The sequence below is a fragment of the Paenibacillus sp. N22P23 genome (genome assembly GCF_059383735.1).
Window position 1 is genome coordinate 99,808 of record NZ_JBXENT010000013.1, and the last position, 17,126, is coordinate 116,933.

Annotated in this window: 10 protein-coding genes; all 10 read left to right on the forward strand. The window is 52.6% G+C overall.

Annotated elements, in window-relative coordinates:
* Window positions 1–7 precede the first annotated feature (7 nt).
* Complete coding sequence (locus AC506A_RS28900; RefSeq protein WP_495464471.1) at window positions 8–1,600, forward strand: ankyrin repeat domain-containing protein; 1,593 nt, start codon at window positions 8–10, stop codon at window positions 1,598–1,600.
* A 115-nt stretch (window positions 1,601–1,715) separates the two neighbouring features.
* The gene (locus AC506A_RS28905) at window positions 1,716–2,171 is read left to right on the forward strand and encodes a MarR family winged helix-turn-helix transcriptional regulator (RefSeq protein WP_495464472.1); all 456 of its coding nucleotides are present in this window, start codon (window positions 1,716–1,718) and stop codon (window positions 2,169–2,171) included.
* Window positions 2,172–3,801: 1,630 nt separating this feature from the next.
* Window positions 3,802–8,520, forward strand: a complete 4,719-nt coding sequence (locus AC506A_RS28910) for a X2-like carbohydrate binding domain-containing protein (protein WP_495464473.1) — start codon at window positions 3,802–3,804, stop codon at window positions 8,518–8,520.
* A gap of 196 nt (window positions 8,521–8,716) precedes the next feature.
* Window positions 8,717–9,145 carry a hypothetical protein gene (locus AC506A_RS28915; protein ID WP_495464474.1) on the forward strand — a complete coding sequence of 143 codons (429 nt, stop codon included), beginning with the start codon at window positions 8,717–8,719 and terminating at the stop codon, window positions 9,143–9,145.
* Window positions 9,048–10,880: a sensor histidine kinase gene (locus AC506A_RS28920; protein WP_495464475.1), complete on the forward strand. Its 1,833-nt coding sequence runs from the start codon at window positions 9,048–9,050 to the stop codon at window positions 10,878–10,880. Before AC506A_RS28915 ends, AC506A_RS28920 begins: the two co-directional genes overlap by 98 nt.
* Entirely contained in the window at window positions 10,855–11,892 is a 1,038-nt protein-coding gene (locus AC506A_RS28925; protein WP_495464476.1) for a response regulator transcription factor, read from the forward strand. Before AC506A_RS28920 ends, AC506A_RS28925 begins: the two co-directional genes overlap by 26 nt.
* A 135-nt stretch (window positions 11,893–12,027) precedes the next feature.
* Window positions 12,028–13,734, forward strand: a complete 1,707-nt coding sequence (locus AC506A_RS28930) for a sugar ABC transporter substrate-binding protein (RefSeq protein WP_495464477.1) — start codon at window positions 12,028–12,030, stop codon at window positions 13,732–13,734.
* A gap of 70 nt (window positions 13,735–13,804) precedes the next feature.
* Window positions 13,805–14,710 carry an ABC transporter permease gene (locus AC506A_RS28935; RefSeq protein ID WP_495464478.1) on the forward strand — a complete coding sequence of 302 codons (906 nt, stop codon included), beginning with the start codon at window positions 13,805–13,807 and terminating at the stop codon, window positions 14,708–14,710.
* Window positions 14,711–14,728: 18 nt separating this feature from the next.
* Window positions 14,729–15,622: a carbohydrate ABC transporter permease gene (locus AC506A_RS28940; RefSeq protein WP_495464479.1), complete on the forward strand. Its 894-nt coding sequence runs from the start codon at window positions 14,729–14,731 to the stop codon at window positions 15,620–15,622.
* A gap of 47 nt (window positions 15,623–15,669) precedes the next feature.
* Window positions 15,670–16,929, forward strand: a complete 1,260-nt coding sequence (locus AC506A_RS28945; protein WP_495464485.1) for an MGH1-like glycoside hydrolase domain-containing protein — start codon at window positions 15,670–15,672, stop codon at window positions 16,927–16,929.
* The last annotated feature ends 197 nt before the right edge of the window (window positions 16,930–17,126 follow it).

Below are 17,126 nucleotides of genomic sequence, written 5' to 3' on the forward strand. Positions count from 1 at the left end.
TGGACTGATGAAGATGCCTGAATCTATAAGACGAATGTTTGATCTGTGTGCAGCAGGAGAAAACGCGATGGTGGAAGAGCTGCTTCAGCAAGATCCGAGTCTGGCAACATGCAACTGGGGGTATTTCTCACCGCTGCATGTTGCCGTCAGGGAAGGCCATCTGGATATCGCAGCACTTCTGCTTCGTAACGGCGCAGACGCTGCGGATAAGCCTGTTCTGAGCTGGCAGGATTCCCTGCTGCAGAAGGCGCAGGATCGCGGGTATGGAGATATCGCCGAGCTGCTTCGCGAGCATCTTCAGTGCACGCTGAAGGTGCAGCCTATAGGCGATGTGACGGCGGGGCTTATTCGCGCGTACAACCGCGATGAACTGTTGGCATGGTTCGAGCAGCACCCGGAGACGATCCACGCAGGTGATGAGCGAGGCAACACGCCGCTGCACTGGGCCGTTATGACACGGCAGCTGGAGCTGATCGACCTGCTTCTGGAGCGCGGCGCAGACATTCATGCACGTAGAGCCGACGGGAGTCAGGCCATCCATTTGGCGATGGAAGGCGATTATTTCTACAGGGGCAATCGCGACCTGCCTTCGAATACGTTACGTGACCAACGCTTCTTGCTAGGGTATCTCATTGGAAAAGGAATCCCTTACGACATCTTCATCGCAGCTGCTGTAGGTGATGCTATACGAGTGAAGGAGCAGCTGGCGCAGGATCCGCTGCTGGCTAATGCCAAAGACTCGTCGGGGCGATCGTCTCTCTATTATGCGGCCAAGCATGGCCATGTAGAGGTTGTGCGCTGCCTGCTGGCTGCAAGCGCCGATCCGAACCTGCCTGAGCGAGATGCATCAGGTGGAGCGGCACTCTATGCGGCGGTAAGAGGAGATCATGCCGATTGCGTGAAGCTGCTGCTTGCGCATGGAGCGAATCCAAACGCAGAGATTGAAGCATCAGGTAATGCCGTGTATGCCGCAATGCAGAAAGGCGCGCAGGAACTGCTGGAGCTGCTCTATGAACATGGCGGGACCGTTACGATGTCCGGTGCATGTGCATTAGGCCGTATCGATCTGGTCGGTGAAATGCTCGCGCTTAATCCGGCTTCTGCAAACGATGGCGATTACGGACCGCTCGCCCAGGCGGCGAGCTGCGGATACACCAACATCGTCAAGCTGCTGCTGCGGTATAATGCGGAGCTGAACGGACCGTGGTACGCCAGCAATTATATGGTGTATGCCTTCAGCTATGCAGACCAAGAGATGGTTGAGCTGCTGCTTCGGCATGAGGCTGATCCGAACGTTCGGAATTGGCTCGGTATCAGCTATCTGCATCTTATCGCGAAGAAAGGCGACATCGACCTTGCAGAACTGCTGCTTCGCTATGGCGCTGATCTTCACGCCGTGGACGAGGAATATAATACGACCCCGCTCGGATGGGCGGCTAAGTATGGTCAAGCCGAGATGGCAGCCTATCTGCTTCGCAAAGGAGCCGCTATAGAGCCGGCAGATGTGCCGGAATGGGCGACGCCGCTGGCGTGGGCGAGGCGTGGTGGTCATAAGGCGATCATGGATTTGCTTCTTTCCCATCAGAAAGGTGCGGTGTAGCAGTTGACAGTACCTGTGGCAACTGTTATTCTAACGACATAAATTGCATGCAATTTAATTGTGTTATTCACTATAGATTGGCTTGCTAGCTTAAGCCGCAGAGAGGAAGACTGCAATGGAACAAGGTGCCCAGCTGGAGCTCGACAATCAGCTCTGCTTCGCCCTCTACGCCTGCGCCCGCGAAGTAACGAAGCTGTATCGGCCGTATTTGGATGAACTCGGCATTACGTATACACAGTATGTAACCTTGCTTGCGTTATGGGAGAAGGACGGCGTACCCGTTAAGGAGCTGGGGAGCCGGCTGTACCTGGATTCCGGCACGCTCACGCCGCTCTTAAAGAAGCTCGAAGGAATGTCACTTATCCGCCGGGAGCGCGATCCTGAGGATGAGCGCAGCGTCATCGTTCGATTGACTGATCAAGGACGCGAGATGAAGTCGAAGGTGATAACGATTCCGGAGCGCGTGTTTTGTCAGACCAATATGCCTCCTGAGGAAATCGGCCAGCTTCGAGATCAACTACGCAAGCTAACCGCAGCTGCTCATGAGCTGTCCTGCGGCGGCCAGTCATAAGCCTTAACTACTATAAAGAAGACCATTTCAGAGCTGCTGTACAAGCAGAAGTCTGAGGGGTCTTCTTTTTTTATTGCTTGAGTACGGCGATTATTTCCCGGGAAACAGACAATAGGCGTTATCCTTCCCACCAAGAAATGTTGGCGAAGGAGGTAAGTGTACCCGCTATGGTGAGCGAGCTGCTGACAGTAATGGAAATGCTTTGATTCTCCGGCACAATTAGCCCGCCCACATAGTCGAAAGCAAACATACCGGGGTTGAGCGGCAAAGTCAGAAAGGCTGTCCCTCCGAAAATGGCACTTGTGGATGATCAGTAGGCGCATGCCCATGGCAGCAGCGCGCCGCTGCGGCGGGGCTTGCCGCAGCGTTTGCCGCGCAGGCGAGGGCGTTTAGCGGCGCGGAGCTGCTGCCCAAGCTGCGCTGCGAGGAGATGCCGGAGCTGCTGCTCGGGACTACTGTGCTTGCGAACTAAAGTCGGTTGGCTGTTGCTCGATAGCCCGTCGATAGTCTCTCGATAGTCTCTCGACCAATCACTCTGCAGCAGCCCATCGTCGACCATTCCCGACAACTCTAACGAACCGTGGAGGCCTTATTTTGGGGAAAAGGGCGCCTCCAAAATTCTAACGAACCACAGAGACCTTATATAGCGGAACTAAGCAGAAATGCACGGGTTTTGGAGTAAATAAGGCCTGTAGGGTTCGTTAGAATTTCAAATCCAGCTTTTTGGAGCAAATAAGACCCCTACGGTTCGTTAGATTTATAGGGAACGTGAACTCTCGGCAGTCGCTCAGTAGTCTCTCAATGACAATCGTTCGGCAGTCGCTAGGCAGCCGCTCGATAGTTTCCCGCCCAGTCACTTTGCAGCAGCCCGCCGCCAAGTTTTCCCGGTCACTTCTTCAGCCTTTCCCCAGCTCCTCGCAGCTCTAACGAACCGTGGAGGCCTTATTTTGGGGAAAAGGGCGCCTCCAAAATTCTAACGAACCACAGAGACCTTATATAGCGGAACTAAGCAGAAATGCACGGGTTTTGGAGTAAATAAGGCCTGTAGGGTTTGTTAGAATTTCAAATCCAGCTTTTTGGAGCAAATAAGACCCCTACGGTTCGTTAGACTTACATGGAACGTAATCTCTCAGCAGTCGCTCGATGTCCAGCTGCTGATTGCAAGAATCGCTTAATTTCGGCCAGCCGACTGCCATACGCTGCCGTCCGCGCGTTTCGTCGGCCGGCGGGAATAGAAAGGGAATAAGGTGATGTGGGGAAATCACCGTAAAAACAGCCAATGAGGCCCTGCAGGGGATGATTTGTACCCCTGTAATCCGACAATTCGTACGCTTTCTGACGGAAGTGTACCTATCTCCGCCGTGAACCGTTCTTATATAATCGGTCGTGTGGAAAGCGCTGTCATACATATTTGAGCCGATCGTTATCCACTGCTGGAAGCCTGGCAGTGTTTTTTTTATCGAGGGATAAAAGCGCTTTCAGATCGGCTGTACGGTTGTCGTCGTTCATGCAAGGTGTCATATCGGAAGAAAGGGGGAATGGGCAGCGTCCGCTCGCCGTACATAACCGCGGATGAATGCCGTCGGTGCATCAAGAGGCTATTTTCTAATGACAAAGGGGACTGAATGGAATGAAAAACAAATCGCAGCGCCGAAGAAAAATCTGGCTGAGCTTTCTCTTAGCCATTATCGCCGTCGCGCAGATCGGCTATGTGCCTCCGCACGCCAACGTGGCGGAAGCGGCCGACAACGGATTAGCGCTGAAGCCGTATATGGGCTGGAGCAGCTACAGCATGCAGGTATATGACGGTCCGACGGGAAATTGGATTTCCGAGGCGAAAATCAAGCAAATGTCCGATGCGATGCACGAGAAGCTGCAGGCGCACGGTTATAACTATATTAATATTGATGCCGGCTGGAACGGCAGCATGGACGAATATGGACGTCCGGTTCCGAGCACGACGCTCTATCCGGGCGGATTCGAGAATCTCGTCAAGTACGTCCATGCCAACGGACAGAAAATCGGGATTTATATGATTCCGGGCATCTCTCCGGATGCCATCAATTCGCCGACGCCGATTCCGGTATACGGCACGACAGATTGTTTCGTTAACGATATTGCCGTAACGCCTCACACGACGGCGGACTACTGGGGCATCGGCTACAAGATCGATTTCAGCAATCCGTGCGCGCAGAAATACGTCGATTCCGTCGCGGACCAGCTGGTTGCATGGGGCGTGGACTTCGTTAAGTTCGACAGCGTTACGCCGGGCTCCGGTCATAACGACACGTCAATTGACGCTCGGGACGATGTCAAAGCGTGGTCCGAGGCGCTAAGCAAACGTCATATTTGGTTCGAGCTTTCATGGGCGCTTGATCATAACTACGTTGATTTCTGGAAGAAATACGCGAACGGCTGGCGCGTAGACTGGGATGTTGAATCCTACGACCCCGAAATCGGCATGACGCAGTGGGCCAACATTGCCCGCTTGTTCCCGGATGCCGCTCTGTGGTGGCGGGATGCAGGTCCGGGCGGCTGGAACGACTTCGACTCCCTCAACATTGGCAATGGGATGACATCGGGGCTGACGAAGGATGAACGGCAGACGGCGATGACGCTGTGGTCTTCATCGTCGGCACAGCTCTATACCGGTGACGATCTCAGCCATTTGGATGATTACGGACTTGAGCTGCTGACGAACGACGAGGTTATCGCCGTTAATCAGGCGGGCCGTCCGGCGCATCGGGTGTCGATGTCTACCAATCAGCAGGTATGGTACGCAAATAACGGCGACGGCACGTATACGGTCGCATTGTACAATCTCGGCAACAAGGCGGCCGCGGTGAATGTGAACTGGAAGGATATCGGCCTCACCGGCGCCGCATCCGTCCGTGATCTGTGGGCGCATAAGGAGTTGGGCAATTTCGCGACGGGCTTCGGTCCGGTTACGCTGGAACCGCATGCTTCGCGATTGCTTAAGGTAACGGCGCAAGCCGGAACGTCGCTCGTTAACAATGACGACACGGGCATGCGTTATACGGGCGCATGGACCCGCAATGGCGGCAAAGAGCTGGCAGGCGATGCGCAGGATATGTCCATTGCGGTGACGGATTCGTCCGCCTCTCCGATACTGAACGTTACGCAAAGTGCGGATAACGGCGACAACGCACAAACATCCGGTTCGGACCTTGGCCTCGCGGCAGTATCGCATACGGTCATAATCAACGACAATGATGCAGCGATTTCCTACTCCAACAAGTGGGGCTACAGCAGCGGCAGGAACGGACTTTCCGATTATATGAACGACGTCCATTACGGCGAGCCCGATAACGGGACGGAGCCGGAATTCACGTATACCTTCAACGGCACCGGCATTGAGCTGTGGTCTGAGAAGGGCGGCAGCAACGGCAAACTGGACGTGTATGTCGACAACGATGCAGCCGTAACGGTGGATACCGAAGGAACACCGCAGGCCGGTCAATACGCCGTCTTCAGTAAGACCGACCTGGCACCGGGCGCACATACGATTCGTGTCGTGCGCAACAACAGCGGCCAATATTACTTTATCCTCGATGCGCTGAAGGTCACGACGGACTCACTCCTTGACCAGCCTTCCGCGTCCAGCTTCAGCAAGGACGTTCCTGCTGATATTACGGTCCATCTGCCGTATGGAGCAAGCTCGCTGACGGGTATCAAGAACGGAGCGGCATCGCTTGCAGCCAATACCGATTATTCGATTAACGGCAATGACGTGACGATCAAGCAAAGCTATCTCATGCAGCAGCCTTCCGGCCAATCGGCCGTGCTGAATTTCGGCTTTGCCGGCGGCGATTCGCAGTCGATATCGATCGCGGTTACAGGTACATCGCTTAGCACATTATCGGCGACCTTTGATTTGAAAACATCGGCCCAAGCCGACGTCACGACGACGCTGACGCTTGGCGGCGGCAACAGTCTGACCGCGATCAAGAACGGAGCGGCAGCACTAACGGAAGGTACCGATTACACGATCGCAAGCGGTCTTGTGACCATTAACAAGTCGTATTTGAAGCAGCAGTCGGTCGGCGTGACGAGCCTGACCTTCGAATTCAGCGCGAGCAGTCCGCAGACGCTGGCCATCAACGTTATCAATTCATCTTCGCCGGGACGCTATGCGATGATCAACGATGACAACCCGGATATTAAATTTACGGGCTCTTGGAACCGCAGCACCGGTCGTCCGTTGGACGATTACAACAAAGACGTTCACTATCTCGAGGCGAACGGCGGCTTCTTTACCTACACGTTTAACGGTACGGGAATTTCATACATTACCGAAATCGATCAAGGCCAAGGCGATGTAGATATTTACATCGACGGTGCGTTCGACAAAACGGTCAGTACCTATGAAGCGAATGCCCACAACAAGACGCAGCAGGTTGTCTATTCAATCTCGGATTTGACACCGGGTATCCATACCCTGAAAGCGGTCAAGAAATCCGGCCAATTCATGCTTCTTGATGCACTGAAAGTGCGTTTAACCGATTTGCTCGATGTTTCCGCAGCTGATTTTGACAAGAACGTCTCCGCGCAAGCCGACGTGAGTGTGAACGTTCTTGGCAGTATCGGCAGCCTCAAGGAAATCTCAAACGGCGCGTACACGCTCATTAACGGCACGGATTATAGCATTACGGAAAATGAAGTCACGATTAAGAAGGCGTACTTGGCGGCTCAGCCGGTCGGTACGACGAAGCTGACGTTCGCATTCAACGGAGACTATGCCAATGATGTACACGTGACAGCTGCAGACAACGATTACTTCCACTATCAGTTCAAAGGCACAGGGGTCGAGCTGTTGTCCCCGACAGGACCGGAGCAAGGCGATATGGACATCTATATCGACGGCGAACTGAAGGAAACGGTGAGCGCGAAAGCGGCAACCCGGAACGCGATGATCAGCTTGTTCAGCATCTCGTCACTGACAGACGGCACACACACGCTTAAAGTCGTCAAGAAGTCAGGCGCGCTCATGCTTGTCGATGCGCTCAAATTCAATGTCTCCGCGATTTCCAGTTCCTCTGATCCGGTCAATATCGGGGGCGGCGGATACACAGATCCGGGCGCAATCAACGTCGTGCATACGACACTGCCTGACGGTACAGTCAAGGATGAAGTGAAATTATCCGGCGACAACGCAAAAGCGTTAATCGACAAAGCCAAAGCCGCGGGCGACAAATCGGTCATTATCTCGGTTCCGGTATCGAAGGATGAAGTATCCTTAACGAGCATCACACTGCCGAAAGAAACGATCGGCCAGCTCGCGGAGAGCGCACTCGACGTGAAGCTTGCGGCGAATGGCGTAACGGTTGAAATTCCAAACGCTTCGCTGAAGGACTTCAAAGACGATGCTTACTTTAACCTCGTTCCTGTGAAAGCAGCGGATAAAGGGAAGGAGCTCGAGAAACGCGCGAATAGTGCGAAGATCGTGATTGCGGCAGCAGGCGGCAGTCAAGTGACGCTGCTTGGTCATCCTGTTGAAATCGAGACGAATTTGCAAAATCGCGAGGTAACGCTTGTCCTTCCGATCGAGGATGCAACCATCAGCGAAGCGAATCTGACGCGGCTTGGTGTGTACATTGAACACAGCGACGGCACTACAGAGTTCAAGCAAGGTAAGCTGACGACGATTAACGGCGTACGCAGCATTCAATTCACGACGAACAAGTTCAGTACGTTCGCGCTGATGAAGATCGCAGGCGATTCACCTGTCTTCTCACATGCGCCTTACGTGAAGGGCTACGACGGCGGTTTGTTCAAGCCGAACGGCAGTATCACCCGTGCGGAGTTGGCGACAATTCTGTCCCGCGTCGCGACACAATCCGATACAGAGAGCAGCCTTACGTACACGGACGTTAAGTCCGGATATTGGGCAGCCGACGCGATTGCGAAGGTGACGCGTATGGGATTGATGCATGGTTATGCGAATGGCAGCTTCAAGCCGGAGCAGCCGGTAACCCGTGCCGAGATGGCTGCGCTCACGGCGAGCTTCGCTCCGAAGGACCAGGTTGCAGGAGCGGGTTATTCCGATACGGTCGGCCACTGGGCTGAAGCGGCCATCAAGACCGCTCAAAGCGCAGGCTATCTAAAAGGCTATGCAGACGGAACGTTCCGTCCGGGCAGCACGCTCACGCGCGCCGAAGCGGTAACGGTCATAAACCGCGTGCTTGGCAGAGGCCCGCTTTACGGAATTGCGCATTCCCCATGGAAGGACGTTCCGGATAATCATTGGGCTGCCGGCGATATCGAGGAAGCCTCGGTCAGCCATCAATACCAGCCAAGAACAGGCAGCGGCGAGCAGGTCGCGAAGTAATTTGCTGCTTGGCATAGGCTGAAGTTGATGCGAAGCGCATTTCGAGGGTAAATTCCTGAACCGCCGAATGCCAATATATGCATGAAAAGAAAGGAAGCAGTCCGGATCATCCATCCGGGCTGCTTCCTTATTGTCTATATCGAGGGACTTTTCGCTCCGTATTGTTCCTCCAACAGGCTTGCATGATGTGGAACAATTGTCTTCAGATCTGGGAGTCCCGTCGCTCAAACTGTTCCTCCAACAACGCAACCCACCGCTGCTGCCATCTGCCGATATCGAAAGCGAATGCGGTGCGCCGCGCATCGGCTCCATACCGCCGTCTCAATTCTTCATTCAGAAGAAGTTCACGCACAGCGGTGTTATGCCCAGTCTGCAGAGGTCCACTGCCCAATTGATTACGTATAGCGCTTTCAAAGATTATCGATTATATTCAAATTCTAGTCATTCCTTCGTTCATGAATCACATCGACTGATCTCGCGATCAGCGTTTAAGACGGCGACAGCCGTCGCTTATTGGAGGGTTACCTATGAAGCGATTAAAGCCGATTTCACTACAGAAGAAGCTGCTTATCATTATGATCTTTCTCTATTTTCCCCTGCCGATTCTCGGCTGGATTTGGTATGAACGGACTTACCAGGTCATTGAGAACAACGCGGTCGATTCCAGCATCCAGATGGTGAACCAGGTCAATTTACATTTGGAAACCTATTTCACGGAAGTGCAGCGGACGATGCTGCCGATGCTGGCAAGCGATCTGACGGGGGCATTCCTCAACAATCAGGATGACGATCCCATTAAACGTTATGAGCTTTCTTATCGAATCGAGAAAGAGCTGTTTGCCAAGATCGTTATGAATCGGCAGGATATTCAGGGTATCTCGCTTATCTCAGACAGAGTTAAAGCGACCTCAAGCTCAAGCTTTATGCTTGCAGAGCAGCGTTATTCGCTCTATCTCAAACGGCTGGAGTCTCCGGGTCGATTTCGAATTATGGGCTTTGAAGGGACGCCAAGTACCCGAGTCGTGGCAATGGCGATGAAGTTTAATCCGCCGCAAAGCACGATGAAGCAGGGGATGCTCATCGTGGACCTCAAGCGTGACGAGATGGTGCATATCATTCAGCAGGTACAGCTTGGGCGGACAGGCTTTGTATGGGTGGCGGATTCCGCCAATCAAGTCATCTATCATCCGCAGGATGAGCAGTTGTCGCAGGTTGTCCCGGCTAACTATTTGAAGCAGATGGGCACGAAGCAGAGCGGCACCTTCACGATGAATACGGATCAAGGCAAGAAGTTAGTTGTGTTTATCCGTTCGGACCGCACCGATCTGACCTTGATCTCGGAGGTACTGCTGTCGGAGCTTAATCAATCGATCGTGACCGTAAGTCGGATTTCGATTGTAGTGCTGGTATTGCTCTTCCTGCTGTCGATGTTGGCTGCCAGCGGGGTGGTGTACTCGATTACCAAGTCCCTAGTGAAGCTGCTGCAGCTCATGAAGAGTGCGGAAATGGGCGATTTCACCGCTAAGGCTCCGAATGAAGGCGGGCATGAGATTGGGAGCTTGTATCGCGGCTTTAATAAAATGGTCGAGGAAATCAAACGGCTCATTGAAATTGTGCATGTGACGGAGCTTCGGGAGAAAGAGCTGGAAGTGAAGCAGAAGGAGTCGCTGCTGCATGCGATGCAGGCACAGATTAATCCTCATTTTCTATATAACACCCTTGAGTTTATTAACTCCAATGCCATCGTGGAAGGGAACGAGAAGATTAGCAATATGATTGTCTCCTTGGGAGACATGTTCCGCTACAATGTGCAAAATCCGAACGGCGGCGTGTATTTGGCAGATGAATTACAGCATATTGAGGCTTATCTGGCGATTCAATCCGAGCGTTATCCAACGTTTACGTACCGCATTGATGTCGATCGTGCAGCGGCGGCTTCGATTCCGGCCGTGCGTTCGTCGCTCCAGCCGATTGTGGAGAACTGCTTCAAGCATGGCTATGAGCGGCATAAACTCCGTCCCGGCGCGATACGGATTGCGGGCAGTATCGTCGATGATAATCGATTCGTGCTGGAAGTAACGGATACCGGTAATGGGATGCCGCGCGATATGATGGAACGCTACAATTCAGCCTTCTTGCAAAGTGATATCGATCCATCGAACCGCTTCAGTCCACAAGAAGGCTCGCTGTCTATCGGTTTGCATAATGTACATTCACGTCTGCGGATGATCTTCGGAGAACCGTTTGGCTTGTATATTGCCGCTTCGGATGAGAGCGGAACGACGATTCAATTGGTGCTGCCGCTTCAGGCGAAATCGAAGGAGGAGAAGTCCGATGAGCTACCGCATCTTGCTGGTTGATGATGAACCGATGATCAAGCTGAGCATGCGCAAAATATTAACCGATACGCATCCTGATTTCGTCATCGTGGGGGATGCGATGGACGGTCAAGAAGCGCTGGAATTGGCTGAGCGAGAACAGCCGCATGTCATTATTACCGATATCAGCATGCCCGTCATGGGCGGGCTGGAGCTGATTCGCGCTATACACGAGAAGGGCTGGAAGCCGGAGATCGTCATTTTGTCCGGGTACGGTGAGTTTGATTATGCGCGGGAAGCGCTGCGATATGGCGTAGCCGATTATATACTGAAGCCGATTCGCGTCTCCGCCGTTAAGGAGCTTATGATCGGTCTCTACGAGAAGCATCGGGAGAAAATAGAGTGCTGCCGAACCAAGAGCGACCTGATGTTCCAATGCCTGCAAGCATCCGGAGGGCTGTTCGAGCTGATTTGGAAGGTGGACGAGCCCGGCGTGAAAGCAGCGGCCCAAGAGGTCGTGCGGATGATTCTGAGCTATGAGCTGCCCGATGAGCAGAAGAAAGAAAGCTTGCTCGACACCGCTGCCGCCATTCGGCATCAATCGGAAGAGCGGGGAACGCCGCTTGCCTTTGAGCTTATTTGGAGAGAGCAGCTCTCTGAGATGATTCAGGATTTTCATGACATGCTCTTTCATGAGCTGGGTCAAGTAAGAGGCAGCCGAAATTGGGGGAAACACTCCGCCATTCACGAGGCAATTGCCGTTATTCAGGCTCGTTATGCCGATCCGCAGTTTAAGCTCGATGAGCTGCTCGCGGTACTCAATATATCCGTCACGCATTTCTACAATATGTTCAAGCAGGAGACAGGCAAGTCGTTCATCACTTATTTGATTGAATACCGGATTGAGCAAGCTAAGGGGCTGCTGGGTCAGCAGAAACAGCTCAAAACCTATGAGGTCGGCGAGCGGGTGGGCTATCCGGATTATCCGCATTTCACCAAGCTGTTCAAGAAGGTCGTTGGCGTCACGCCAAGCGAATATCGGAAGCTCGTGTAAACGCTATCATTACAGTGATGAATAACACATACTCGTGAAGATATGTACATCCTCAATTCGATTCATGTCCCCTAGTATAAGTCATGTAAGCATCACGGCTCCAGTGAAACACTATTTTGTTAGGGGGATGAAAGGATGAAGTTTAGAAAGAGTACGGCTTTGGTATTAGGCTCGGTGCTTCTAACGGGAGGGCTGCTGGCTGGCTGTTCGGACAACGCTAAAGATGCGAACACGAGTGAAGACTCGAATGGCGCAGCAACAAACGCGCAGCAGAATACAGAGACAGATACAGGAGCTGCACCGAAGGTTAATTCGTTCGGCTGGACGGTTCCGGAGAAGACGATTACCATCGATTACTATTCTGCTGATAAAGACAACCCCGATAAAGCAGCTAAGAAATTAGTTGCGATACATGATTACATCCTAGAGAACTTCAACGTAGACGTAAAGAAAACATCCTATGATGTGGATGGCAAAGAGAAGCTGAACCTAATGCTGGCCTCCAGCGATTACCCCGGTGTGATGTCTTCCATTGACAGCGAATCGCTGGACAAATGGCGCTCGCAAGGCAAGCTGATTGACTTAGCTCCTCTGGTAGACAAGTACGGCCCGAACATCAAGAAGGAGCTCGGCGACAAATACAACTCCTACCTGGACAAGGACGGCAAGCTCTGGGGACTGCCGAGAGGCTGGGGTTACCTGCCGATACCGGACTTTAGCGCTCACATTCGCTGGGATTGGTATCAAGCGATGGGTTCGCCGAAGATCGAGACTCCGGATGATTACTACAATGTGCTGAAGCAAATGGTGGCCGAGCATCCGAAGAATGCGCAGGGTGAGAAAACGTATGCGATTTCCTGGAACGATCAGGTCGGTATCAACAACGTAATGGGCATCTGGGGCCTGAAGGACGGCTATAAGGATGATGCGAGCCATAACCTGACACACTGGCTGAATACGTCGGAAGGTCTTGAGGCGGTGAAATATTATAATCGCTTCTTCCGCGAAGGGCTGATGGACCCGGACAGCTTCCTGAACAAATTCGATGATTGGAAGCTGAAGTTCTCGAACGAACGTATTCTCGGTCATATCGGGACTTGGTGGCAGTCGTGGAATGCCGGCCATGAGGTATGGAAGACGACCATGCAGGGCTGGACGGATGAGCAGCGCTACGTGCAGATCGGCTTGAAAGCACCTGAGGCTGAAGCTGCATACTTGTCCCCTAAAGATACAACGGGCTGGAACTATACCGTTATTACGGATAAAGAAGAGCATCCCGAAGACATTATTAAATTCTTGGATTTTGAAATGACGCCAATCGGCACCCGTCTATTGGGCTGGGGCATTCCGAATTTACCGGAATCGGTTTGGAACTATGAAGAAGGCGGCAAATGGTCCTTTAACGATACGCACAAGCAGGAACTGTTTGCGGGTACGCTTGATTTTGAGAAGGAAGATGAGCTGACGGGCTGGAATCAAATTTGGTTGTCTCATCCGCAAGGACTCATGAGCGACGACAATAAGAGCACCGCTTGGTACGATCAGAACTTCAACATGGAAGACAAATGGAAAGCACTGATGAACACGAACCTGAAGGATACGATTTATGACAATACCGCAAGACGCGTCGTCTTCTCGGTCGATAATCCGCTCACCATCGTCAATCAGCAGATTGAAGATTTAATCAAAACCGGCTTCGCGAAGGCGGTTATGAGCAAAACCGAGCAGGACGCGGTTAACGCCTTCAACGATATGCGGGACAAAGCTGAGAAGCTTGGCCTGAAAGATATCGAAGCCTTCCGTACGAAGGAATATCAGGACAATCTAGCTAAAATGCAGTAACGAAGCGGAAAGCGGGGAACCGTTCCTGTTCGGAACGGTTCCCTTTTTCATAGGAAATGGAGGCACACGTATGACACAGCTGTGGAAAAGAGTGAGGCGTGAACGGCAGATTTGGCTGCTCTGCATTCCGATGATCGCATGGGTGCTTACGTTCTCGTATTACCCCATGTATGGACTGCTCATCTCCTTTCAAAATTATGTTCCCGGACATTCCATGTTCTCCAATTGGATCGGGCTGGACAATTTCGTTCGCTTCTTCAATGAACCGGACTTCCTGCAAATCATGCGCAACACGCTCGTCATTAGCTTCTTAAACTTAATCGTTGGTTTTCCTGCCCCGATTATTCTCGCCCTGTTGCTGAACGAATTGAGAGGCCGTTATTTTAAAAAGACCATTCAATCGCTGTCGTACATTCCTTACTTTATCTCGTGGGTGGTGGTTGCCAACATCCTCATTACGCTGCTGGGAAGCGACGGGATTCTGAACGATATATTGCTCAGGCTTGGCTTCATTGACGGACCGATCGGATTTCTGACCGAGGGCAAATACTTCTGGACGATCCTTGTAAGCAGCAACGTGTGGAAGGACATGGGCTTCTCCGCCATTATTTATTTGTCCGCCATCGCCGGGATTGATAAGGAGCAGTATGAAGCAGGCCGGGTAGACGGACTGGGACGCTTCGGTCTTATTCGCCATATTACAATTCCGGGCATCCGCTCTACAGCAGTGCTTCTGCTCATCCTCGCGATCGGCGGCATTCTGAATGCCGGCTTCGAGCAGCAGCTCTTGATCGGCAATCCGCTCACGCAGGATCATTACGAGGTTATTGATACGTATGTGTATCGCTTTGGCGTACAGCTCGGGAATTACTCCTACGGAACAGCTGTCGGATTGATGAAGAGTGGAATCGGTCTTATTCTCGTTATCGTGGCGAACCGTCTGTCCAAGCGCTACATGCAATCATCTATTTTCTAGGAAGGAGGACTGCCCGCGATGGAAACCTCTTATATAAAGACCTCTTTTGCAAGCCGAGTGGCGGATGTGCTCATCGTTGCTGCTCTGCTGCTGCTAGCTTTCATCGTTATCTATCCGTTCATCAATCTGCTGGCTCTGTCCTTTAACGACGGCAAAGATGCGGCGCGCGGCGGCATTTATTTCTTCCCGCGCAAGGTTTCGTTCTCTGCTTATAGCATGCTCTTCGAGAATGAGAAGCTGCTCAAGGGACTCGGCTGGTCCATTCTTCGTGTTGTGATCGGCACGGGCACCTGCTTGTTCGTCACGGGGCTCTTATCTTACATCATCAGCATTCGAACGTTCTCTGGCCGCAAGTTTATGCGCATTCTGTTCTTCATGACGATGTACTTCAGCGGCGGCATCATTCCGACTTATATTCTAATGAACCAGCTGCATTTGACGAATACGTTCCAGGTGTATTGGATTCCGGGGCTTATTAATGCGTATTTCATGCTGCTCATGGCTTCCTATATCTCCGACCTGCCGGAAGCGCTGTTCGAATCGGCACGAATTGACGGAGCAGGGGAGCTCCGCATCTATTGGCGAATTGTCATTCCGGTAGCGATGCCGGTGTTCGCCGCCGTGTCCATCTATGGGGCGGTAGGCCACTGGAACTCTTGGTTCGATGTTATTCTGTACAACTTTAACGGGAAGTTCGATACGCTCCAGGTGTACTTGAGGCGTCTGCTTCTGGAGGTCGAGGCTACGCAGCAAATTCGCGATCAGCAGCTGCTGATGCATAAGTTTCAGGGCTTATCTCCGCAGACGCTGCGTGCGGCGACAACCGTCCTCGTGACGGTGCCGATTCTGTGCGTGTATCCGTTTCTGCAGAAATATTTTATCGGCGGGATTACGTTAGGTTCTGTCAAATGATAACGATTCTGGTGCTTTGAGATAAGGGAGGTTATGGAGTGAGTTCGATGTCCGTATTAAGTCCGTTTAAGCTGACTTCTTCATCCGAAGCGCTTCAGGCTGCTGCGCGCTGGGCGAAGGAGCAAGCGCTAGCTTATGCGTCGGTAGGTGATCCGGTTGGTCCGTGGTATGAAGCCGCATTGCCGGGGCGTCAGGCATTCTGCATGCGAGATGTGGCGCATATGAGCGCGGGTGCTGCTGTACTGGGGCTAGGTGCGCATACGAAGAATATGCTGCTTAAGTTTGCCGAGAACATTAGCGCGTCCAAGGATTGGTGCACGTACTGGGAAATAACGAAGGATGGGCTTCCGTGCCCGGATGATTATACGAATGATGATGATTTCTGGTATAACCTGCCCGCGAACTTCGATGTGATTGACTGCTGTTATCGGCAGTATCTGTGGAGCGGGGATCGGGACTATTTGAATGATAAACGGTTCGTGGCCTTCTATGAACAGAGCTTGAATGAGTATGTGCAGCGCTGGGATCGCGATGGCGACGGCATTCCCGACCATGTGAAGGGTGAGGGTCGGCGCGGCATTGCATCTTACGTGGAGGATTCGCTGACACCTCGAGTGGGAGGCGATCTGGTAGCGGCGCAATATGGCGCGTATGCCGCCTATAGTGCGATGGCTTCGCTGCGCGGGGAGAGTGAGAAAGCGGCGCATTATATGGCTTTGGCGGAGCGGCTGCAGCGTAGGTTTGATGCCGAGTGGTGGAATGAGGCAAAGCAGCGGTTTAGTGCAGCGATTTTGCAGGATGGTCAGTTTCATAACAGCTATTATTTGTCGGCACAATACATGCCAGTCTATTTCGGGTTGATTGCATCGGCTGAGAAGCGGCAGCTGGCGGTGCAAGACATCATTCGCAATGGGGTCTCCAATGTGGAGGAAATGTCGCATTTAGCTGATATCTACTATGCCACGGGGGAGAAAGAAGAGGCTTATCGGGCTATTCTCGAGCTGTGTGACGAAGGGATGAAGCGCAGGGAGTACCCGGAGGTGTCGTATTCCGTAATCGGGAATTTGGTCACCGGACTGCTGGGCGTCCGCCCATTCGCCGACCAGCAGCTCATCGAGATTGCGCCGCAGCTGCCGGATGGGGTGGACTGGGTACGGGCAGAAGGGATTTCGATGCTGAGCAATACGCTTCTTGTTGAAGTTCGCGATGGCCGCATTACGGTGGCTAATCAACAGGGACCGGTTATCCACGTGCGCATTGGCGATAAGCGGGTCTCTTTAGAGGAGCAAGAGGAATTCAGCGTATGATGATGAGGAAGATGCAGGTCGGCATTGGTCGTCCAGCAGCATGAAAAAAGACCCGCCGCAGCGGGTCTTTTTTCATGCTATCGATAAACTCGCACACCGCACAACTCGCACACCGCACAACTCGCACACCGCACAACTCGCACACCGCACAACTCGCACACCGCACAACTCGCACACCGCACAACTCGCACACCGCA